General features: G+C 59.2%; 21 protein-coding genes and 1 pseudogene. 16 read left to right on the top strand and 6 right to left on the bottom strand.

Annotation, left to right across the window (positions count from 1 at the left end; genetic code table 11):
* Window position 1: 1 nt before the first annotated feature.
* Window positions 2-493, top strand: a complete 492-nt coding sequence (locus tag RGCCGE502_RS10385) for a hypothetical protein (protein WP_016554120.1) — start codon at window positions 2-4, stop codon at window positions 491-493.
* Window positions 494-556: 63 nt separating this feature from the next.
* The gene (gene purB / locus RGCCGE502_RS10390) at window positions 557-1864 is read left to right on the top strand and encodes an adenylosuccinate lyase (RefSeq protein WP_016554121.1); all 1308 of its coding nucleotides are present in this window, start codon (window positions 557-559) and stop codon (window positions 1862-1864) included.
* A 6-nt stretch (window positions 1865-1870) separates the two neighbouring features.
* Here the strand turns inward: purB and RGCCGE502_RS10395 are convergent, their stop codons facing one another.
* Both RGCCGE502_RS10395 and RGCCGE502_RS10400 read right to left on the bottom strand, forming a co-directional pair.
* Complete coding sequence (locus tag RGCCGE502_RS10395) at window positions 1871-2365, bottom strand: low affinity iron permease family protein (protein WP_016554122.1); 495 nt, start codon at window positions 2363-2365, stop codon at window positions 1871-1873.
* A 70-nt stretch (window positions 2366-2435) separates the two neighbouring features.
* Window positions 2436-3239, bottom strand: coding sequence for a DUF2189 domain-containing protein (locus RGCCGE502_RS10400; RefSeq protein ID WP_016554123.1), 804 nt, complete (start codon window positions 3237-3239; stop codon window positions 2436-2438).
* 159 nt (window positions 3240-3398) lie between these two features.
* Between RGCCGE502_RS10400 and RGCCGE502_RS10405 the strand changes: the two genes are divergently transcribed.
* The 7 genes from RGCCGE502_RS10405 (at window position 3399) to RGCCGE502_RS10435 (ending at window position 9300) form a co-directional block, all read left to right on the top strand.
* A complete protein-coding gene (locus tag RGCCGE502_RS10405) occupies window positions 3399-3953 on the top strand; it encodes an RBBP9/YdeN family alpha/beta hydrolase (RefSeq protein ID WP_016554124.1) in 555 nt (184 codons plus the stop codon).
* Window positions 3954-4342: 389 nt separating this feature from the next.
* Complete coding sequence (locus RGCCGE502_RS10410; RefSeq protein WP_016554125.1) at window positions 4343-6637, top strand: putative bifunctional diguanylate cyclase/phosphodiesterase; 2295 nt, start codon at window positions 4343-4345, stop codon at window positions 6635-6637.
* Window positions 6638-6866: 229 nt separating this feature from the next.
* On the top strand, window positions 6867-7631 hold the full coding sequence (gene purC, locus RGCCGE502_RS10415) for a phosphoribosylaminoimidazolesuccinocarboxamide synthase (RefSeq protein WP_007532892.1): 765 nt from the start codon (window positions 6867-6869) through the stop codon (window positions 7629-7631).
* A 34-nt stretch (window positions 7632-7665) separates the two neighbouring features.
* Window positions 7666-7908: a phosphoribosylformylglycinamidine synthase subunit PurS gene (gene purS, locus RGCCGE502_RS10420; RefSeq protein WP_007789552.1), complete on the top strand. Its 243-nt coding sequence runs from the start codon at window positions 7666-7668 to the stop codon at window positions 7906-7908.
* A gap of 21 nt (window positions 7909-7929) precedes the next feature.
* On the top strand, window positions 7930-8175 hold the full coding sequence (locus tag RGCCGE502_RS10425) for a hypothetical protein (protein ID WP_016554126.1): 246 nt from the start codon (window positions 7930-7932) through the stop codon (window positions 8173-8175).
* A gap of 8 nt (window positions 8176-8183) precedes the next feature.
* On the top strand, window positions 8184-8855 hold the full coding sequence (gene purQ / locus RGCCGE502_RS10430) for a phosphoribosylformylglycinamidine synthase subunit PurQ (protein ID WP_016554127.1): 672 nt from the start codon (window positions 8184-8186) through the stop codon (window positions 8853-8855).
* A gap of 46 nt (window positions 8856-8901) precedes the next feature.
* Window positions 8902-9300, top strand: a complete 399-nt coding sequence (locus tag RGCCGE502_RS10435) for a hypothetical protein (protein WP_016554128.1) — start codon at window positions 8902-8904, stop codon at window positions 9298-9300.
* Here the strand turns inward: RGCCGE502_RS10435 and RGCCGE502_RS10440 are convergent, their stop codons facing one another.
* Complete coding sequence (locus RGCCGE502_RS10440) at window positions 9301-9558, bottom strand: YjiS-like domain-containing protein (protein ID WP_016554129.1); 258 nt, start codon at window positions 9556-9558, stop codon at window positions 9301-9303.
* A 78-nt stretch (window positions 9559-9636) separates the two neighbouring features.
* Here RGCCGE502_RS10440 and RGCCGE502_RS10445 point away from each other — a divergent pair, with 78 nt between their 5' ends.
* The 4 genes and pseudogenes from RGCCGE502_RS10445 to RGCCGE502_RS10460 all read left to right on the top strand — a co-directional run bounded on the left by RGCCGE502_RS10445 (window position 9637) and on the right by RGCCGE502_RS10460 (window position 14082).
* The gene (locus tag RGCCGE502_RS10445) at window positions 9637-11055 is read left to right on the top strand and encodes an aminotransferase-like domain-containing protein (protein WP_016554130.1); all 1419 of its coding nucleotides are present in this window, start codon (window positions 9637-9639) and stop codon (window positions 11053-11055) included.
* A gap of 192 nt (window positions 11056-11247) precedes the next feature.
* Window positions 11248-11469, top strand: a pseudogene (locus RGCCGE502_RS35265) (acyloxyacyl hydrolase); the annotation flags it as partial.
* A gap of 125 nt (window positions 11470-11594) precedes the next feature.
* Window positions 11595-13829 carry a phosphoribosylformylglycinamidine synthase subunit PurL gene (purL, locus tag RGCCGE502_RS10455; RefSeq protein WP_016554132.1) on the top strand — a complete coding sequence of 745 codons (2235 nt, stop codon included), beginning with the start codon at window positions 11595-11597 and terminating at the stop codon, window positions 13827-13829.
* 19 nt (window positions 13830-13848) lie between these two features.
* On the top strand, window positions 13849-14082 hold the full coding sequence (locus RGCCGE502_RS10460; protein ID WP_007789538.1) for a BolA/IbaG family iron-sulfur metabolism protein: 234 nt from the start codon (window positions 13849-13851) through the stop codon (window positions 14080-14082).
* Window positions 14083-14103: 21 nt separating this feature from the next.
* On the opposite strand, the gene RGCCGE502_RS10465 is transcribed toward RGCCGE502_RS10460, so the two are convergent.
* Window positions 14104-15255: a hypothetical protein gene (locus RGCCGE502_RS10465; protein ID WP_016554133.1), complete on the bottom strand. Its 1152-nt coding sequence runs from the start codon at window positions 15253-15255 to the stop codon at window positions 14104-14106.
* 284 nt (window positions 15256-15539) lie between these two features.
* On the opposite strand from RGCCGE502_RS10465, the gene grxD reads away from it, so the two are divergent.
* The 3 genes from grxD to RGCCGE502_RS10480 all read left to right on the top strand — a co-directional run bounded on the left by grxD (window position 15540) and on the right by RGCCGE502_RS10480 (window position 18539).
* Window positions 15540-15875, top strand: a complete 336-nt coding sequence (grxD, locus tag RGCCGE502_RS10470) for a Grx4 family monothiol glutaredoxin (protein ID WP_016554134.1) — start codon at window positions 15540-15542, stop codon at window positions 15873-15875.
* 143 nt (window positions 15876-16018) lie between these two features.
* On the top strand, window positions 16019-17224 hold the full coding sequence (locus tag RGCCGE502_RS10475; RefSeq protein ID WP_016554135.1) for a multidrug effflux MFS transporter: 1206 nt from the start codon (window positions 16019-16021) through the stop codon (window positions 17222-17224).
* A gap of 34 nt (window positions 17225-17258) precedes the next feature.
* Window positions 17259-18539, top strand: a complete 1281-nt coding sequence (locus RGCCGE502_RS10480; protein ID WP_016554136.1) for a multidrug effflux MFS transporter — start codon at window positions 17259-17261, stop codon at window positions 18537-18539.
* Between the two features lie 59 nt (window positions 18540-18598).
* Here the strand turns inward: RGCCGE502_RS10480 and RGCCGE502_RS10485 are convergent, their stop codons facing one another.
* Both RGCCGE502_RS10485 and RGCCGE502_RS10490 read right to left on the bottom strand, forming a co-directional pair.
* Window positions 18599-19195 (bottom strand): LysE family translocator, encoded by a 597-nt coding sequence (locus RGCCGE502_RS10485; protein ID WP_016554137.1) that lies wholly within the window; start codon window positions 19193-19195, stop codon window positions 18599-18601.
* A 161-nt stretch (window positions 19196-19356) separates the two neighbouring features.
* Window positions 19357-20181, bottom strand: a complete 825-nt coding sequence (locus RGCCGE502_RS10490) for an inositol monophosphatase family protein (protein ID WP_016554138.1) — start codon at window positions 20179-20181, stop codon at window positions 19357-19359.
* Window positions 20182-20202: the final 21 nt, after the last annotated feature.

A 20202-nucleotide genomic window follows, 5' to 3' on the forward strand; every position in this document is an offset into this window, starting at 1 on the left:
TTTGATCTCCGAGCGGCTCAAGGCGGCTCGCCCATCCCTCTCCGAGCTCCTTATCGGTGCCCTCCTGTGGGGCGCGCAGATGCTGACATCGGCAATGGCCGCCCTCTATCTCAGGAACGGGATGGAGACGGCACATGTACGCGATCTCGCAATACTCTATTTTGTGGGCGGCTTGCTGGCATGGCCGTTCATGCTGCCTCTGGGTCGTTTCTTTGCGCATCAACGATCCCTGGAGACACGCTTTGCCGCATTCTTCGTAGCACTGGCCGCCGGCACCATTCTGATGACAGCCTTTCTCTTTGCCATGGACTACCGTGTCTTCTACTCCGCATGGCACGCTCCTTTTGGATCTCTGACATGGGTATTTCAGTTCGCCTTTACGGGAGCCAGCGCCGTGTATCAGTTCGCGGTGCTGGGGCTGCGCCTGTTTCTTCCGCTCGGCCTCCTCTGCCTTTTCGGCACCAGCTTTGCGCTTGCAAAACGGATGCGTTGAGATTGCCGCCTGTCTTTGCTACAGGGGCGCCAGCATTCCCTTTATGAACGAAAGCAGGAAGCCATGATCCCGCGCTACTCCCGACCTGAGATGGTCGCCATCTGGTCCCCTGAGACCAAATTCCGCATCTGGTTCGAGATCGAGGCTCACGCCTGCGATGCGCTCGCCGTACTGGGCGTCATCCCGAAATCCGCCGCCAAGACGATATGGGAACGCGGTGGTGCCGCCACGTTCGATGTTGCGCGCATCGATGAAATCGAAGCCGTCACCAAGCATGACGTCATCGCCTTCCTGACGCACCTTTCTGAAATCGTCGGCCCTGATGCCCGCTTCGTCCATCAGGGTATGACCTCTTCGGATGTTCTCGACACCACGCTGAATATCCAGCTCGTGCGCGCGGCTGACATTCTGCTCGCCGACATGGACCGGGTGCTTGCCGCACTGAAGGCACGTGCGTTCGAACACAAGGACACCATTCGCATCGGGCGCAGCCACGGCATTCATGCCGAGCCAACGACCATGGGGCTGACCCTGGCGCGCTTCTACGCCGAGATGAGCCGCAACCGCGCGCGTCTCGTGGCCGCGCGTGCCGAAATCGCCACCGGCGCGGTTTCTGGCGCCGTCGGCACCTTCGCCAATATCGACCCGCGGGTCGAGGAACATGTTTGCGCCAAGCTCGGCCTGATCCCGGAACCCGTTTCGACGCAGGTCATTCCGCGTGATCGCCACGCGATGTTCTTCGCCACGCTCGGCGTGATCGCGTCCTCCATAGAAAACGTCGCGATCGAGATTCGTCACATGCAGCGCACGGAAGTTCTGGAAGCTGAGGAATACTTCTCGCCTGGCCAGAAGGGCTCTTCCGCGATGCCGCACAAGCGTAATCCGGTATTGACCGAGAACCTCACTGGTCTGGCGCGGCTGGTCCGGATGTCAGTTGTTCCGGCGATGGAGAACGTTGCCCTCTGGCACGAGCGCGATATCAGCCATTCCAGCGTCGAGCGCGCCATTGGGCCCGACACGACGATCACGCTCGACTTCGCCTTGAACCGGCTGGCGGGTGTCATCGAGAAGCTCGTCGTCTATCCTGACAACATGATGAAGAATCTCGACAAGTTCCGCGGCCTCGTGCATTCGCAGCGCGTGCTTCTGGCGCTGACGCAGGCCGGCGTGTCGCGTGAAGATGCCTACCGGCTCGTCCAGCGCAACGCGATGAAAGTCTGGGAACAGGGCAAGGACTTCCTCGAGGAACTGTTGGCCGACGCAGAGGTCCGGGCAGCGTTGTCCGAAGAGGAAATCCGAGAAAAGTTCGACCTCGGATACCACACAAAACATGTGGATACGATCTTCCGGCGCGTCTTCGGCGCCGCCTGAGTTGGATCATTGAGACGGTGCCCTCGCGAGGGGCGCCGTTTTCCGTTTAGCCTTCTTGGGCTTTGCCGATGCGCCGTTGCCGCTCGGCTTGTCACTGCTGCCATTCTTCTCGTTCGACGCTGTAGTAGAGCGTTCGTTGCGAACCCCCTTCGCCGCCTTGGCGACGAGGCGATCCAGATGCTGGAGGTCCTCTTCATCAAGATGCTCGATGCCGATGAAGCGGTTTTCCGCGTGGCTGGTGAGGATGATTTCGTCCAGTTTGGCCTGCACCGCCCGCGCATCTCGCGTCTGAGCATTCTGCAGTACGAAAACCATCAAGAAGGTGATGATGGTCGTTCCCGTGTTGATGACGAGTTGCCACGTCTCGGAGAAATCGAAAACCGGGCCGGTTCCCGCCCAGACTGCGACGAGTACAACCGCAAGCACGAATGTCGCGGGCCTACCCGCCCATTCGGACGTCTTGCTGGCAAAGCGGGTAAAGAGATGTTGCGGTCTAGCCATATCTACCTCCCTCGGTATCCGCCTCAGCGAAACTCCAAGGGAGGTGTTGCAGTTCCCGGTCTTGCCGCTGTCAGACAACCGGCGGCGCGACGAGTTTCCGATAGAGGTGCCAGCTGGCGTGCCCGAGCACCGGCATCACCAGAGCCAGCCCAACGAACAACGGGATCGTTCCGACGATGAGGGAAACGGCGATGATCAGACCCCAGCACAAGACAGGGATCGGATTGGCGACAGTTGCCCTGACGGAAGTTTCCATCGCGCAGACGAGCCCGACGTCTCGATCCAGCAACAATGGGAAGGTCACCACGGTCGTGGCGAGCACGACAATGGCAAAGCCGAGACCGAGAACATGTCCCCAGATGATCAATTGCAATCCCTCGGGTGTCCCGAAGATCTCCGAGAAGAACAACGACATCGAACGAGGAAAGACGTCGCCGAAGACGTTGGCATAAAGTGTCTGCGCTGCGACCAGCCAGACGACGAAGAAGCCGAACAGCAGCAATCCGCCGGCAATGATCGATGGGAACGCCGGCGATCTCGTTACTTCGATCGCATGCGTCCAGGAGGTGTCCATACCGGCTTCACGCCTGCGGCTGATCTCATAGAGGCCAATCGCGGCAATCGGACCGATCAGCGCGAAACCCGAGATAAGCGGAAAAATCATCGGCAGGAGGTTGGCACTCGAGGTTGCGAGCGCAAGAAAAATCCCGGCGATAGGATACATCAGGCATAGAAAGACATAGTGGGATGGTTTTTCTCGAAAATCATCGAGCCCGCGCCGTAGCGCATCGAAGACATCTGCAACGCTGATCTTGTTGACGACCGGGCGTGTGTAGACATCGCTCGCACCCGACATAACATGGAATGCCGTCATGGCTTTCTCCTCCTCAGCCAAGATGGCCGGCAGCGAAAGGATCGGCGACGACGCCGATACGAGACGCAACCGGCACTGCCGAAAAAACATAACAAATTTCGACGGCCTTGTCCCACCCTCCCTTGACATAGCAGCCAAGCTTTCTCAAATCCGGCGATCATGAAAGCTTCTGACGCCGAAATTCTCATCATCCCCGGTTACACGAACTCCGGTCCCGACCACTGGCAAAGCCGCTGGGAGGCCAAGCTCAGTACGGCTCGTCGCGTCGAACAGGCGGAATGGTCGAAGCCGGTCCGCGACGATTGGGTTCGCCGCATCGCCGAAGAAGTCAATGCCGCGACGCATCCGGTGGTTCTCGTGGCGCATTCGCTCGGCATCCCGTCGGCTATCCACGCCATTCCGCATTTTCACAACAAGGTTGCCGGGGCATTTTTCGTCGCACCGCCCGACGTCGCGAATCATGCCATACGGCCAAAGCATCTGATGACGTTCGGCCCGTACCCGCGCGATCCCCTTCCATTTCCCACTCTTACGATCGCCAGTCGCAACGATCCCTTCGGCAGTTACGAACATGCTGATGATATCGCTGCGAGCTGGGGATCACTCCTCATCGACGCCGGGGAAGCCGGCCACATCAACAGCGAGTCCGGCCACGGTCCTTGGCCGGAAGGCACCATGGTGTTTGCGCAGTTCCTCAGCCGTTTGAAGCCATAGCCTAGCCGCCCTGCCTGAGTAGCATCAGTGAGATCGGCAGCGGCCCGAGGAGACGCGTCGCGGAAACAAGCACCATGGCGGCTGATTGTCGGCTAATCGCCCTCGCCGCGAATGAAGAGAACGCCCGCCAAGCCGACGAGAACGATGCATTGCAGTATGAACATCGGCCATTCTGGAGACATGTCATTTCCCCTCCCCAACCCGGGCGATATAGGGTGCCGCCGGGCAAGTGTAGCCATACTCCGGAAAAATTACCCGCATCTCAGCAGCTGCGCGATCAAGGTGCAACTAAGCATTTGTTTTCGCATTATTATTATTTTTGCGACATTAAGGGCTGTTTAATTCAATAAATGCAAAATATATACACGCTAAAAGAGCGAGTATGCAGTTTGAAGCAAGCAACTCCCGATAAACGGGCCAAATCGAAAACGAAGGTCAAAGCTGCAGCGTTTGACGGCAGCATGGCGCCGCAGAATGGTGCTGAACTTTCGGAGCGCGAGAGCCGCTGGAACTACGCTCTTGTGGGATCAGGCCTCGGCGTCTGGGATCACAACCTTCGTCTTGGCAAGCGCTATTACTCCGACACTTGGAAAGTCATGCGCGGCATGGCGCCCGATGAGGAAGCCGACGGCGACTATGATGCGTGGATCGAACTCATCCACCCGGACGATCGGGAATTCGTCGTAAAGGCCATCGATCGTCAGAATGCCGGCGATCCCAACTACCAGATTTTCGAGTATCGAGAGCGGCACAGGGACGGTCATTGGATCTGGATTGAGTGCCGTGGCGCCTGTGTTGAATGGGACGAAAACGGTGCCCCTGCCCGGCTCGTCGGCACCGATACGGACATCACCGAGCGCAAGGAGGCGGAAGAGCGGCTCGCGCACGTGTCGCGGCGGCTTGACCTTGCCCTTGATATCTCCAACATCGGCGTCTTTGAGGCGGACATCGAAAACGGCACCGTCGATTGGGACGACCGCCTTCTGGCGATCTATGGCATTACCGACACTTCGCCGGCCGACACTGGCAATGCCTGGGAGGCCTCGTTGCATGCCGACGACAGGGATCGCGTGCTGGCAACGATCAATGACAGCGTCACGAACAACACAGATTTCGAGCACGAGTTCCGCATCATCAGACAGGACGGCATCGAGCGCGTCATTCGCGCAAAGGCTGCTTTCTTTTTCGACAGCGACGGACGCCGCAAGCTGATCGGTGCGAATTGGGATGTTACTGCCGAAGTTCGGCTCAATAACGAGTTGCAGCGCGCCAAGGATCTGGCGGAAGCCCGCAACAAGGAACTCGAAAGCGCCAAGGAAGACATCGAGCGTCTGGCGCTGCATGACTATCTCACAGAGCTACCCAATCGCCGATACCTAGACCGTATGCTGGACGAGCGTTCCACCGAATGTCGACGTACCGGCCTGACACTTGCAATCCTCCATATCGATCTCGATCGCTTCAAGCAGATCAACGACACGCTCGGTCACCGGGCCGGTGATGCGATGTTGAAACATGTTGCGCAGGTCTTGAAGAGAAACGTCCGCTCTACCGATTTCGTCGCTCGTATCGGCGGCGACGAATTCGTCGTCCTCTGCACGCTGGACGTCACCCCAAAGAAAATCTCCAATCTCGCTGAGCGCATTATTCGCGAACTGTGCAAGCCTATCCGCTACGAGGGTCACGATTGCCGTTTCGGCGCAAGCATCGGCATCGCGACGGATAGCGGCCCGGCACTCGACGCCAAGCAGCTTCTGCTGAATGCGGATATTGCACTCTACCGGGCCAAGAGCGGTGGGCGCAACCGGCACGAATTCTTCTCGACCGATGAGCGTCGACGCATTATCGCCAGCAAGCGCTTGGCGGATGAAATCCTGTTGGGCCTAGAACGCGGCGAGTTTGTTCCGTTTTACCAGCTGCAGTTCCATGCCCGAACGCTCGAAGTTGCTGGCGTCGAGACCCTGGCGCGCTGGCAGCATCGGGAGCACGGTTTGCTGGCGCCCGATCGCTTCCTCGCGATCGCCGAGGATCTGGATGTTGTCTCGACGATCGACGGTCTTATCCTCGAGCAGGCGCTGGCTGATCGCAAGCGGTGGGCGGATGAGGGCCTCCGCATCCCCAAGATCGCAGTCAACGTCTCGTCACGTCGCCTCGCAGATCCGAACCTCGCGAAGAAGCTTCGTGGCCTGAAGATCGAACCTCGGACGATTTCATTTGAACTGCTGGAATCGATCTCGCTGGACGACTGCGACGATGCTGTGATCGCCAACCTCCGGCACCTGCGCCGGCTCGGCATTGATATCGAGATCGATGACTTCGGCACGGGCCACGCGTCGATCGTCAGCCTTTTGAAGCTGAGCCCCAAGACCTTGAAGATCGACCGCGAACTGATCCGCATGCTGCCGCATTCGGCAGAGCAGCGAAAACTGGTCCGTTCGATCATCGATATCGGCCGCTCGCTGAATATTCTGGTCACTGCCGAGGGCGTCGAGACGATGGATCACGTCCGCATTCTCTACGACCTCGGCTGCGATATGCTTCAGGGCTATGCGCTGGCCCGTCCGATGCCCGCGATGCAGATAGCGCCTTTCGTACGGGCGGCGTCCTGGCGGGGCGTGGAAGGCCCTGCTAGGGGCCTCCAGCAGGATCTGCGCAAGTCGGTCAACGGCTCCGGCCAAAGATAAAGGTCTGCATGACGGCCTCGATGGGGACGGCTCACGTTCCGTTGATCGCAAAAAACCTGTAAACTCTTTGCAGAAAGTCTTCGATTCTCTTAGCGGAACTCCGGCAATCCGGATTCCGGGGAAGGAGTGACAGGCGGATTGTGAAACCCTCGCTTTTCCTTTAAGGGGACGCCACGAGATCGATCCACTCGCGCTATCCCAAGAGCGCCAACGATAGAGAACAATTGCAATGAACCGTCGCCGCCGTATTTACGAGGGCAAGGCAAAGATTCTGTATGAGGGCCCGGAGCCGGGCACGCTGATCCAGTTCTTCAAAGACGATGCCACCGCCTTCAACAAGAAAAAGCACGAAGTCATCGATGGCAAGGGCGTCCTGAACAACCGCATTTCGGAATACATCTTCAGCCATCTGAACAAGATCGGGATTCCGACACACTTTATTCGCCGTCTCAACATGCGCGAGCAGTTGATCCGCGAAGTGGAAATGATCCCGCTTGAGATCGTCGTCCGCAACGTTGCCGCCGGCTCGCTGTCGAAGCGCCTCGGCATCGAAGAAGGCGTAGTGCTGCCGCGCTCGATCATCGAGTTCTACTACAAGTCCGACGCGCTCGACGATCCAATGGTCTCTGAAGAGCACATTACGGCATTTGGCTGGGCCAACCCCGCCGAGCTCGATGACATTATGGCGCTCGCCATCCGCGTCAACGACTTCATGACCGGTCTCTTTCTCGGCGTCGGCATCCAGCTCGTCGATTTCAAGATCGAATGCGGCCGCCTGTATGAAGGCGACATGATGCGCATTATCCTGGCCGACGAGATCTCGCCGGACTCCTGCCGTCTTTGGGATATCGATACCCGCGAAAAGATGGACAAGGACCGCTTCCGCCGCGACATGGGTGGACTTCTCGAAGCCTATTCGGAAGTTGCGCGCCGCCTCGGCATCATCAACGAGAACGAACCTGTGCGTGGCACTGGTCCGGTGCTCGTGAAGTAAGACTTTCAGGCTAAGCAAAGACAGGGACGATAAAGTGATCAAGGCTCGTGTAACCGTCACGCTGAAGAACGGCGTTCTCGATCCGCAGGGCAAGGCAATCGAGGGCGCCCTTGGCGCGCTCGGCTTCGATGGTGTGGGCCATGTTCGTCAGGGCAAGGTTTTTGACGTCGAACTCGAAGGCGCTGACAAGGCGAAAGCGGAGAGTGACCTCAAGGCAATGTGTGAAAAACTCCTCGCAAATACGGTGATCGAGAACTATAATATTTCCGTCGACTAACCTAGTCGTGGAGCGCACTCGATGGCTGAATTGACGCAAGAGCTCATGCTTGAGTTGTTGACGAAAATGCACGAGCACATCGATACGCTGGATGCATCACTTGACGAAATCCGGAGCGAAATGCACTGCATGCGCGACACGATGACCTCGATGCAGCAGGAAATACATAGTATTTACGGCGTCCTCGGCCGGCATGAAGGCCGGCTGGAGCGAATTGAAAAGCGTCTCGTCCTTCGAGAACTTGCAGAAGCACAAACAAGGTTTTAGTCGCACTCATGAAATCAGCCGTCGTTCAACTTCCGGGTCTCAATCGCGATCGCGACATGATCGCTGCACTGACGAAAATCTCCGGTCACGCGCCGGTGACCATCTGGCAAACCGAGACGGACATTCCAGACGTCGACCTGATCGTCATCCCTGGCGGCTTTTCCTATGGCGACTACCTACGTTGCGGTGCCATCGCTGCGCGCATGCCGGTCATGCAGGCGATCATCGAAAAGGCAAACAAGGGCGTCAAGGTTCTCGGCGTCTGCAACGGCTTCCAGATCCTTCTCGAGGCCGGTCTGCTTCCCGGCGCGCTGATGCGTAATGCCTCACTCAAGTTCGTCTGCCGTGAGATCAAGCTCGAAGTTGTCAACGCAGACACCGATTTCACCCGCGCCTATTCCAAGGGCCAGATCATTCGTAGCCCAGTCGCCCATCACGACGGCAACTACTTCGCCGACGCCGAGACCCTGGCGAGGATCGAAGGCAGCGGCCAGGTCGTTTTCCGCTATGCGGAAGGCACCAATCCGAACGGCTCCCTCAACGATATTGCCGCCGTCATGAACGACAAGGGCAACATCCTCGGCATGATGCCGCACCCGGAAAACCTCATCGAAGCAGCACATGGCGGTTCCGACGGCCGTGGTTTGTTCGCTTCTGCTCTCGAGGTAATCGCTGCTTAACTTTCGGCACGTATGAGGCCATTCATCCGGTCATTGGAGCAAGTTGATGCGCCCTCGCCTTACGACGACACGTGTTTTCGCGATTGCCGCAACGGCGGCGCTGCTCGCGTCCTGCCAGTCGAATACGCCGGCGAAGGGTCCTGATCGCAGCGCGCTGTCCACCATGGAGCGCGTCGCTCTCGGTGCGAATTCCTGCTGGTTCAAATCCGGCGACGCGGCCTTTGCCGCATACAGGCTGGCGCCGGAATTGAATTCCTTCTCCGGTCGTCCTCGCATTCTCGTCGTGCACAAGGGGAGCCCCGAGAGTCGCCCGTTGCTCGTCGTTCAAGCGGAAGGCAATCCCTCAAAGCTCGATGCCTTTGGTCCGATGATGCAAAGCGCCACCGGACCGCGCATTGTCAACGATGTCACCCGCTGGGCTTCGGGCAACAAGGCCTGCGGCTGATCAGTCCCAGAAGAACGACTTGCCGGCTTCCTTGCGCGCATCCTCACGCGTGACGCCAATATCCAACAGCTCGTCATCCGTCAGATCGAGCAGAGCCCTACGGCTCTGCCGTTTCTCATGCCGATATAAGAGCCATCGCCATGCGGATTGAAGCACTGCCCGGGCAAATGGCAACTCTCGCGAAACACGGCATTGAATCGATTGCACCCCGGAAAGTAGAGATGCAATCCGGGTCTCGCTTTCTGGAACGACAGACATATCATTCTCCAAATGAATTGTATCTGTTGTGCAGATAATGTTGACGCATGGAGGGTGACAATATAGAGAATTGTCATGATGACAAATTGGCTCCCAGATGTTTCGCGCGGCTCCGGCCCGGTTTACCTCCGGATCGCGGACAGCATTGAATCAGCCATAGCCAGTGGCACCTTGGCTGCTGGCAGCAAATTGCCGCCGCAACGGAACCTCGCCTATGATATCGGCGTAACAATTGGGACAATCGGCCGAGCCTATGCGCTCGTGCACGAGCGCGGTCTCGTCGCCGGAGAAGTTGGGCGCGGGACTTACGTGCTCGATCGCGCCGAGACAGCACCCGGGAATCAACCGGACCCGCTAACGGTTGCGCTCGGCGGAACACGCCCGATCGATGCGCCCGCCGGCAAGATACGTTTCGACACCACGGCCGCGCCGGATCTTGGCCAGGGCAAGATCATCGGCAGTGTTCTTGCCGCGATCGGCGAGGAGCAGCTCTCCGAGATTTCGTCCTATTCGCGTGTGTTTCCCAAGAACTGGTACGCGGCCGGCCGGCGTTGGCTCGCCAGAAACGATTGGATGCCGGAGACGGAAAACATCGTCCCTACCCTTGGAGCCCACGCGGCTGCTGTCGCCGTCATCTCAGCCGTGTCGTCGCCCGGTGACAAGATCGTCTTCGAAGAGTTGAGCTATACGCAGGTGAGCCGCAGCGCACGTATTCTCGGCCGCCGCACGATCACCGTCGAGTCCGACGAAAATGGCGTGATTCCTGATGACTTCGAGCGCCTGTGCCTTCAGCAGCACCCAAAGCTCGCATTCCTCATGCCGACCGCGCACAATCCCACCCTGGCGACGATGCCACACGAGCGCCGGGCACGCGTCGCCGAGATAGCACGCCGCCACGGTGTCTGGCTAATCGAAGACGATCTCTACGGCGGTATGACTGGCGACGAAAACCCCTTGCTTGCGTCGCTCGCACCCGATCGCACGTTCCTGATCAGTGGCCTTTCGAAATCGGTGGCTGCCGGCGTGCGAGGCGGCTGGGTCGCCTGCCCGCCGCATTTTGCTCAGCGGATCAAGGTGACACACAAGATGATCACCGGCGGACTGCCATTCATTCTGGCCGAGGCTTGCGCGCGTCTCGTCGAGAGCGGTCAGGCACACGAAATCCGTAAGGCCAGCACAGTGGAACTCGCCGTCCGTGAGCGCCTCGCACGGGAGCAGTTGCAAGGATACGACTTCGTATCGCATCCACATGTCCCCTTCCTGTGGCTGAAGCTGCCGGATCCCTGGCTGTCGGGAACGTTCAAGAACGCTGCTTACGGAGAGGGCGTGCTGATCGACGACGAGGACGAATTCAAGGCTGCGCGAGCCGAGAAAGTCTATCATCGCGTTCGAGTAGGCTTCTCCTCGCCCCGGAACCGCGACGATTTGGTTGCGGGCCTCACGACATTGCGACGCCTGCTAGAAAGCGGTGGCGCGGGTTATGACGGTGAGATCTGAGACTGCGCTAGATTGGCCGCACGTCCGAAGTAAAAGGCCCCAGCCCCTCTCAAACTCGCTTTACCAAGCCCCGATCGATGCTACGAATTCAGCCGGATCCTGACGCTAGTCGGATGAGGGAATCTGAATGGCGATCGAATTTCTGAAAGTTGTAGGGCGTTCGTCAGTAGCGTTTTTTGTGGCGGCCACGGCGGCTTCGGCGGCGTCTGGCACGATGGGGAGCTCGAAGGCAACACGGATGGCCCGAACCTCGGCTGTCGATTCCTCTTTCGGGAATCCCTGGATGCCGGCTAGCGCTTCGACCAACACTGGGACGTGGTCGCCCAGGTTGCCCATTCGTCCCACGCCAATCTCTGCGATGGGCCGAACAACGGCATGACGCGCGCCGGTATTCAGGTCGGCTACAAGTTCTAAGCTACCATGATAGTTACCATTCGGTGCCCGCTGTCTGTTAACAGCGGGCATTTTCCTGTCGCGCGTTCCATCCAGTTAGGCTAAAGACACCGCAATCGCGCAACGGCAGGGACTTCCGAGAGCTCATGACCATTTCCAATACCCGCCCGATCACCCCCGAACTGATTGCCGCCCATGGCCTGAAGCCAGACGAGTATCAGCGGATATTGGACCTGATCGGCCGCGAACCGACCTTCACGGAGCTCGGCATCTTTTCGGCGATGTGGAACGAGCACTGCTCTTATAAATCCTCCAAGAAGTGGCTGCGCACCCTGCCGACCAAAGGCCCGCGCGTCATCCAGGGGCCTGGCGAGAACGCCGGTGTGGTCGATATCGATGATGGCGACTGCGTTGTCTTCAAGATGGAGAGTCACAACCACCCCTCCTACATCGAGCCGTATCAGGGCGCGGCAACCGGCGTCGGTGGCATTCTGCGCGATGTATTCACCATGGGTGCCCGCCCGATCGCTGCAATGAATGCGCTGCGCTTCGGCGAGCCGGACCATCCGAAGACTCGTCACCTCGTCTCCGGTGTCGTCTCGGGCGTCGGCGGTTATGGTAATTCCTTCGGTGTGCCCACGGTCGGCGGCGAGGTCGAATTCGACGCCCGCTACAACGGCAACATCCTGGTCAACGCCTTCGCGGCTGGCCTCGCAAAGTCGAACGCGATCTTTCTGTCGGAAGCCAAGGGCGTCGGCTTGCCGGTCGTCTATCTCGGCGCCAAGACCGGGCGCGACGGCGTCGGCGGGGCGACGATGGCTTCGGCCGAATTCGACGAGTCTATCGAGGAAAAGCGCCCGACCGTTCAGGTCGGTGACCCCTTCACCGAAAAGTGCCTGCTGGAAGCCTGCCTCGAGCTGATGCAAACCGGCGCCGTCATCGCCATCCAGGACATGGGCGCTGCCGGCCTCACCTGCTCGGCCGTCGAAATGGGCGCTAAGGGCGATCTGGGTATTCTGCTCGATCTGGATACCGTGCCGGTGCGTGAAGAGCAGATGACGGCCTATGAAATGATGCTGTCGGAAAGCCAGGAGCGCATGCTCATGGTTCTGGAGCCGGAAAAGGAAGCCGTCGCGAAGGCGATCTTCGTCAAGTGGGGCCTCGATTTCGCGATCGTCGGCAAGACGACTGACGACCTTCGTTTCCGCGTGGTTCATCAGGGCGAGGAAGTCGCAAACCTGCCGATCAAGGATCTCGGCGACCAGGCGCCCGAATATGATCGTCCGTGGCGCGAGTCGGATAAGCGCGCGCCCCTGCCCGCAAATCTCGTGGCCGAACCGGCAGACTACGGTCAGGCGCTGTTGCAGCTTGTCGGTTCTCCGAATCAATCAAGCCGCCGCTGGGTCTACGAGCAGTACGACACCCTGATCCAGGGCAATTCGCTCCAACTTCCGGGTGGCGATGCCGGCGTCGTTCGCGTCGAGAACCATCCGACCAAAGCCCTCGCGTTCTCCTCTGACGTCACACCGCGCTATGTCGAGGCCGATCCTTTTGAAGGCGGCAAACAGGCGGTCGCAGAGTGCTGGCGCAATATCACCGCCACAGGGGCAGAGCCGTTGGCGGCCACCGACAACCTGAATTTCGGCAATCCCGAAAAGCCGGAGATCATGGGCCAGTTCGTCCTGGCAGTAAAAGGCATCGGCGAAGCCTGCCGCGTCCTCGATTTCCCGATCGTGTCGGGCAACGTCTCGCTTTACAACGAGACCAACGGCGTCGCGATCCTACCGACCCCGACGATCGCTGGCGTCGGTCTTCTGTCTGACTGGAAGAAGATGGCGCGTATCGGCAGCGCCTCCAATGGCGACAAGGTCATCATGATCGGCACCGACGGCAGCCATCTCGGTTCGTCGGCCTACCTGCGCGACATTGCTGGCAGCCTCGAAGGCCCCGCCCCTGAAGTCGATCTCTTTGCGGAGCGCCGCAATGGCGACTTCGTACGCTCCGCCATCCGCAACGGCCAGGCAACTGCCTGCCACGACATCTCGTCCGGCGGTCTCGTCCTTGCGCTCGCCGAAATGGCGATGGCATCCGGCAAGGGCCTCAAGATTAGCCTCAATGAATGCAGGGGCGCACCACACGCATTGCTGTTCGGCGAGGATCAGGCCCGCTATGTCCTGACGGTGCCGGCGGACGTTGCGAGCTTCGTCTGCGCAAATGCAGAAGGTGCGGGTGTACCGTTCCGCCGGCTCGGCACCGTTGAAGGCGATAAGCTCGTGGTCGACGATCTGCTCTCCCTGCCGATTCAGCAATTGCGCGACGCCCATGAATCATGGTTCCCTGATTACATGGAAGGCCATGGCACACTGGCTGCCACGGAATAATGCGCAAGGAGTAACGATCATGCCTATGAAACCCGGTGATATCGAAGACATGATCAAGGCCGGAATTCCCGGCGCCAAGGTCACAATCCGCGATCTCGCCGGCGACGGCGATCACTACGCGGCTGAAGTCGTCGCGGAAGCCTTTCGCGGCAAGAGCCGTGTGCAGCAGCACCAGATGGTCTACGAGGCTCTCAAGGGAAACATGGGCGGCATATTGCACGCTCTGGCCCTGCAGACATCGGCGCCTGATTGATGTCGAACGCAAAATGCCCGGTTAGAAGCCGGGCATTTTGCTGTAGCCAGCCTCGGCAAGCATGGATGCCGAGCGCGGGCCGGCCGTCAGCAGCGTGAAATCAAACGGCGCCCGCAGATCCGGCCCCAGGACATACTGTCGGTGCACGCGCAGAAAGTCCTTCTTGATCTTGCGATAATGTTCGGCCGTCAGCATTTGCTTGACGCGGATGTACACCACCTTGGCCGGGCGTAGATCGCCATGTCCGCAAACGGCCACGACCGGCACCTTGTAGAAGTGAATTGCATCCGTCAGGCACTGGACGTCGAGCCAATGGACGTTCTCGCAGCCGGCGATCAAGCCCACGCGTGACCGCAACAATTTCGCCGGACGCAACAGCGCGCATTGCAGAAGCGCCGACCCGAGCGTTGCAAACACCACTCTCTTATCGCCGAAGACATCTGGTTGCTCCTCGATAAGGCGTCCGATCACATGCGCGGCAACGCTCGAACCCATGCTGTGAGACGAGATCACGTATTCATCCGCCGGTTCCGACAAAGCGGCACGAGCTGCCACAGCACAGCGATCGAGCCATTCATTGAATTCCGAACGGCTCATGCGAGCGAGCGCCACCGCCATGCGCCAGTCCGCGAAGAGATGCAATGTGTAGAAGCGTTCAGCAAAGGGCAGGAACGCGAAGATGAAGAAGGACGACGCCAACCCTACGCTCCAGAAGAGATGAGGGGCCGGCAATTCCATTCCAACCGGGATGACGGCGATCGTTGCGCTTAGCGAGAAGCCGAGGATCATCATCAGAAACGGGAAGATGAAGAACAGTCCAAATCGCCATGCATGCCTGAAATAGCCGGCCATCCCGCCGTAACCGATAACCTGCACAGCGGCCCAAAAGCCCGCGAGAATTTGCCACGCCCGGCTGTCGGCTCCAAGCCGCTCCACGAGAGCATTGTGATCAAAGACATGAATATGGCTGTTGGTTTCCCAACCATCCGCAATCGACGTCACCTTGAAACTTGTCGAATCCGACATGCATTTGGGCCCGCCGATGGTCACTCCAAAGTCCCAGACGGCCATGCTTTGCTTTGCGGATCGTTCGTAGCGCGCCCTGTGAGCGCGCGCATCAAGTGGCTCGAACCCCGGAAAATGGAGAACCACCCTCTTCGAAATCAATGTCATTATTTTCTTTCGTTGCCGCGCACGCGGCTGATAATTGCTGCGACGCATTCCGCGACAATTGTGGCGAAATCCGGGTAAGTTGCCCCGAGACCGGTCGCGCCGAATGCCTTCTCGCGTCGGCTCAGCAACCGGCGTAACGCAAGCGCAACAATCCGCCTCCCGCAAACCGATAGGGTGCTCTTTTTTTGCCGGCGCCTGCTGGAATTCGCGCGATCACATGCTATCTAAGCTTAACGATTGAAACGGCGGGCCTTTAACTCGCCTGTGGAAAGGATTAGGTCCCTATGAGCGGTATCAACGAATTCATCGACAACGAGATCAAGAGCAACGACGTCGTCCTCTTCATGAAGGGCACGCCGCAGTTTCCGCAGTGTGGTTTCTCCGGCCAGGTCGTGCAGATTCTCGATTACATCGGCGTCGATTACAAGGGCATCAACGTGCTCGCTGACTCCGAAATCCGCCAGGGCATCAAGGACTATTCCAACTGGCCGACGATCCCCCAGCTTTACGTAAAGGGCGAGTTCGTCGGCGGCTGCGACATCGTCCGGGAAATGTTCCAGGCCGGTGAGTTGCAGCAGCACCTGCAGGAACATGGCGTGACCGTTCGCGGCGCCGCCTGACCTGTCCGGTCATCGGGCGTTTCGCCCGGTTTCCAAATCTGTATTTTGAGTCCGAGGCGCTGTGCTGAACAGCGCCTTGGCCCGTTTATGGGAATTTCATTGTGACAAATTCATCACAAGCCGTGCACGCGGGCCAATTGCCCATGGGCAAAGGGGAGTTCATCGCGCTTGCTGCCTTCCTGATGGCGGTCAATTCCCTTGCCATCGACATCATGCTTCCGGCGCTGCAGCAGATCGGCGCAAGTCTTGGTATCGAAAGCGAAAATCATCGTCAGTTCGTCGTCTCCGCCTATTTGCTCGGCTTCGGCCTCGCACAGCTTTTCTACGGTCCCCTTTCCGACCGTTTCGGCCGTCGCCTACCTCTGCTGATCGGCCTTGCCATCTATATCGCTTCCGCCCTCGGCATTGCGCTGGTGCCGTCCTTTGCTGGTCTGCTTGCGCTTCGATTCGTTCAGGGCGTCGGTTCGGCTGCTACGCGCGTCATCACCATCTCCATTGTCCGTGACATCTACGGGGGCCGGCAGATGGCAGAGGTCATGTCACTGATCATGATGGTCTTCATGATTGTCCCTGTCATCGCGCCAGGCAGCGGCCAGATCATCATGTTCTTCGGCAGTTGGCATCTGATCTTTGTCTTCATCGCGCTCATGGCGGCCCTGATCTCGGTCTGGGCCTATATGCGGCTTCCCGAAACCCTGCACCCCTCGAATATTCGCCCATTTACCGCTCGCTCGGTCATCGGCGGCTTCAAGCTCGTGCTCACGAACCGGACAGCTCTCTGCTATACGATCGCCAGCACCTTCATTTTCGGCTCGCTGTTCGGCTTCATCAATTCCGCCCAGCAGATCTATGTCGGCATCTATGATCTCGGCGCTTATTTCCCCGTGGCTTTCGCCGGCGTCGCGGTTTTCATGTCGCTGTCGTCGTTCCTGAATTCGCGGCTCGTCGGCAAGTTCGGGATGCGGCGGCTGTCGCATGGTGCGTTGGCCGGCTTCATCGCCGTCAACACCATCTGGCTCGCATCCCTCATCCTCGGCCCGCAGCCGCTACCCTTCCCGTTCTTCATCGGCTTCTTCGGTCTGGCAATGTTCCAGTTCGGCTGGATCGGATCCAATTTCAATTCGCTTGCGATGGAGCCGCTTGGCCATGTCGCGGGCACGGCATCGTCCGTCCTGGGCTTCATGAGTACGGTCGGCGGCGCGTTGATCGGCGCCGGCATCGGCCAGGCCTTCAACGGGACAGCATTGCCGATGGTCGCGGGATATTTCACCGTTTCGATCATCGGTCTGATCTTCGTTTTGATCGCAGAAAAGGGGCGCCTCTTCCAGCCGCACAATCCTGCGGTCTGATCGCGTCGCTCGCTCGTATTTCAGGATTTCCATTATGACGCCACATCATAAACCGCATGTTGAAAACCAGGGCTCCCGCCGAATAGGCATGGGCTTTGTCGAATTCGTCGTGACCATAGCCATCATGACCGCCAGTATTGCCATGGCGATCGACAGCATGTTGCCGGCCCTGCCCGCAATCGGCCATTCGCTCGGCGTCGCCAACGCCAACGATGCGCAGCTGGTCATCGGCGTCTTCTTCCTGGGCTTCGGCGTCTCGCAGATCATTTTCGGCAGCCTGTCCGACACGTTCGGCCGCCGCAACATCTTGCTCGGCGGTTTGGCGGTTTACGTGCTCGCCATGTTCGGCGCGGCAGCCACGGGCAGTTTTGAAATGCTGCTTGTCATGCGCTTTATACAAGGCCTCGGCGGCGCAGCGGTTCGCATCACCACCATGGCCATCGTTCGTGACTGCTTTGGTGGCCGCGAGATGGCCCGTGTCATGTCCTATGTGATGATCGTCTTCATGATCGTTCCGATCGTGGCACCTTCCGTCGGTCAGCTGATCATCACCTATGCCAACTGGCACTGGATCTTCATCCTGCTCGGTCTCGTTGGTGGGATCCTGTTTGTCTGGGCATCACTGCGCTTGAAGGAATCGCTGCCGAAGGAAGAGCGCATTCCGCTATCGGTCGGCTCCGTCGTCGATGGCTTCAAAACCGTTCTGACGAATAAGATCACGTGCGGCTACATGATCGGCCTGACAATGTTCACGGCTGTCATCAGCGCCTACGTCATTTCGGTCCAGCAGGTTTTCGGTGAAGTCTACGGCCTTGGCGATTGGCTGCCGATTGCCTTTGCGGCAACGGCAGGCGGCATCGCGGTCGCAAACTTCGCCAACGGCTTCTTCGTGCGTAAGTTCGGCATGCGCCGTATCTCGCATGTCGCCATGATCGTCTTCACGATCGTTTCGGCAATCGGCTACGTCAAAGCGCTGGGCGGTCGGCCCGATTTCGCCTTCGCCTATGCGCTGTTCACGATCCTGCTGATGATGTTCGCAGTCATCGCGACCAACTTCACAGCCATCAGCCTGGAGCCGATGGGCAACCTCGCTGGCACAGCAACCGCCATCACCGGCTTCGTGTCGACGACCTTCGGCGCGATCCTCGGCGGCACGGTTGGCCAGCTCTTCAACGGCACTGTCCAGCCGCTCTTCGGTGGCTTTGCCGTGTTCGGCGCGATCAGCATCGCGGCGACGCTCTGGGCGGAAGGCGGCAAGCTCTTCACGCACCCAGGCGACAGCCCGCAGCTCGATCCGGGCGCCGGTCATTTCTAACGCGTAGAGCGTTCCTTAGCGCCCGCGACACGTCGTTGCGGGCGCAATTCTTTCAGGAGTTAGCGCCACACAAGGGCAACCGACAGAGCCAGCGCAAACGCCATGGCGATATTGAAGAACCTCGCCGCGCGCGAGGTCCGCAGAACCTGGGCCACGAGAGCACCCAGGACGAGCCAAAGGAACCCGGCCGGAAATGCGGCTGCTGCAAACAGCACACCCATCCACAAAGCGCCGCTAGTCTGAGCCTGCTGCGGGGATACAAGGAAGGTGCTACCTGCGCTCAGCGCGACCAGCCAGCCTTTCGGGTTCAGCCATTGAAATAGAAAAGCCTGCCGGAATCCGACCGCCCGCCTCTGTCCATTCGCTTCGACCGTGCCGGCATTGGCGATCTTCCAAGCCAGCCACAGCAGAAACAGAGATCCCGCCATCTTCATCGCTATTACGATGGCCGGCGCGGCGGCGACAATTTCTCCGACGCCAAAGGCACTTAGAACGATCATCACGCCCATGCCCAGCGATGCGCCGAGCGGACAGCCGATGCCTCTCAAGGTGCCGACAGCGGCACCGGTGGACAGGATCATCGTGTTGCTGGGTCCCGGCGTAACCGCCGCGATAAACGCAAACAGCAAGAAAGCCAGCGCCTGCGCGATATCCATCACTCCCTCCTCGTCATTTCAAAAGCGAGAGGATATCTACGATAGGCGTGCCTATCCGTATTGTACGTCTGTGCGCACGGCGTTCTGTTGGGAGCGCGAATATCGCACCCACGAAGCGCGACGTCAGTGGTGGCAGTCCGCGTAAGGCGGCAGCCTCGATATCAGATGGTGAAGATTTCACGCCGCAGAATGTCCCAGCTGTCCTGGTCAGGGGCAATCAGCAAGCCGCCGCGGGTATGATGCGGGAGGTAGGGCGAACCGTCGAAACGGGCCGCATGGGCGCCAGCCTCGATGCTGACAAGTGTGCCCGCAAGATGATCCCAGGGCATCAGCTTGTTATACATCAGGTAGTGCACGTGGCCGCCAGCAAAGGCGCGGTATTCGTGAGCCGCGCAGCGATAGTTGGCAAGAAATCGAACCTTGGCCAAATTCGCAAGGATCTCACTGCGCTTCGGCTTCGGCAGAAAGCCGGTGGACGCCATGCCAACCATGTCCTCCAGCGCGACGGGCGCCGCGACCGAGAGCCGTTCTGCCTCCCCGTCAGGACGTCGAAGCCATGCGCCGCCGCCTGTCTCCGCAATCACCCAATCGTCGCCCATCGGGTCGTAGATGATGCCGGCAACGGTTTCACCCTTGAACACTACGGAGGCCATGACTCCGAAAGCCGGAATGCCGGAAGCGAAATTGAACGTACCATCCACGGGATCAACGACGATGGCAAGGTCCGCTCCCTCGAGCTTACCGAGCAGATCGGGATCCGCCGCGGCTGACTCCTCACCGATGAACACCGCATCTGGCCAAAGGGCTGCGGCTTCCGCCTTGATCATCCGCTCCGCGTGCAGGTCGGCTTCCGTCACCAGGTCGGTCGCCTCGCTCTTGGCGCGGACGTCATCGCTCCCAAGGCGACGGAAACGCGGCAATATCTCTGCCTTCGCCGCCCGCCTCAGGAGATCGGCAAGCGTCGTTACATCTATCGTGGAACTCATGGACTTTCCTTCTTTGGCGTG

Origin of the sequence: Rhizobium grahamii CCGE 502, from assembly GCF_000298315.2 — a bacterium.
Taxonomy (GTDB): Bacteria; Pseudomonadota; Alphaproteobacteria; order Rhizobiales; family Rhizobiaceae; genus Rhizobium; species Rhizobium grahamii.

Bases quoted from the DNA above. Each gene is read 5' to 3' on its own strand.
- purC (WP_007532892.1), top strand. From the start codon at position 6,867: ATGAACCGTCGCCGCCGTATTTACGAGGGCAAGGCAAAGATTCTGTAT.
- RGCCGE502_RS10465 (WP_016554133.1), bottom strand. From the start codon at position 15,255: ATGACATTGATTTCGAAGAGGGTGGTTCTCCATTTTCCGGGGTTCGAG.
- RGCCGE502_RS10445 (WP_016554130.1), top strand. From the start codon at position 9,637: ATGACAAATTGGCTCCCAGATGTTTCGCGCGGCTCCGGCCCGGTTTAC.
- RGCCGE502_RS10460 (WP_007789538.1), top strand. From the start codon at position 13,849: ATGCCTATGAAACCCGGTGATATCGAAGACATGATCAAGGCCGGAATT.
- RGCCGE502_RS10485 (WP_016554137.1), bottom strand. From the start codon at position 19,195: ATGGATATCGCGCAGGCGCTGGCTTTCTTGCTGTTTGCGTTTATCGCG.
- RGCCGE502_RS10490 (WP_016554138.1), bottom strand. From the start codon at position 20,181: ATGAGTTCCACGATAGATGTAACGACGCTTGCCGATCTCCTGAGGCGG.
- RGCCGE502_RS10395 (WP_016554122.1), bottom strand. From the start codon at position 2,365: ATGGCTAGACCGCAACATCTCTTTACCCGCTTTGCCAGCAAGACGTCC.
- RGCCGE502_RS10440 (WP_016554129.1), bottom strand. From the start codon at position 9,558: ATGTCTGTCGTTCCAGAAAGCGAGACCCGGATTGCATCTCTACTTTCC.
- RGCCGE502_RS10405 (WP_016554124.1), top strand. From the start codon at position 3,399: ATGAAAGCTTCTGACGCCGAAATTCTCATCATCCCCGGTTACACGAAC.
- RGCCGE502_RS10435 (WP_016554128.1), top strand. From the start codon at position 8,902: ATGCGCCCTCGCCTTACGACGACACGTGTTTTCGCGATTGCCGCAACG.
- purL (WP_016554132.1), top strand. From the start codon at position 11,595: ATGACCATTTCCAATACCCGCCCGATCACCCCCGAACTGATTGCCGCC.
- purB (WP_016554121.1), top strand. From the start codon at position 557: ATGATCCCGCGCTACTCCCGACCTGAGATGGTCGCCATCTGGTCCCCT.
- RGCCGE502_RS10480 (WP_016554136.1), top strand. From the start codon at position 17,259: ATGACGCCACATCATAAACCGCATGTTGAAAACCAGGGCTCCCGCCGA.
- RGCCGE502_RS10475 (WP_016554135.1), top strand. From the start codon at position 16,019: ATGGGCAAAGGGGAGTTCATCGCGCTTGCTGCCTTCCTGATGGCGGTC.
- grxD (WP_016554134.1), top strand. From the start codon at position 15,540: ATGAGCGGTATCAACGAATTCATCGACAACGAGATCAAGAGCAACGAC.
- RGCCGE502_RS10400 (WP_016554123.1), bottom strand. From the start codon at position 3,239: ATGACGGCATTCCATGTTATGTCGGGTGCGAGCGATGTCTACACACGC.
- RGCCGE502_RS10425 (WP_016554126.1), top strand. From the start codon at position 7,930: ATGGCTGAATTGACGCAAGAGCTCATGCTTGAGTTGTTGACGAAAATG.
- purQ (WP_016554127.1), top strand. From the start codon at position 8,184: ATGAAATCAGCCGTCGTTCAACTTCCGGGTCTCAATCGCGATCGCGAC.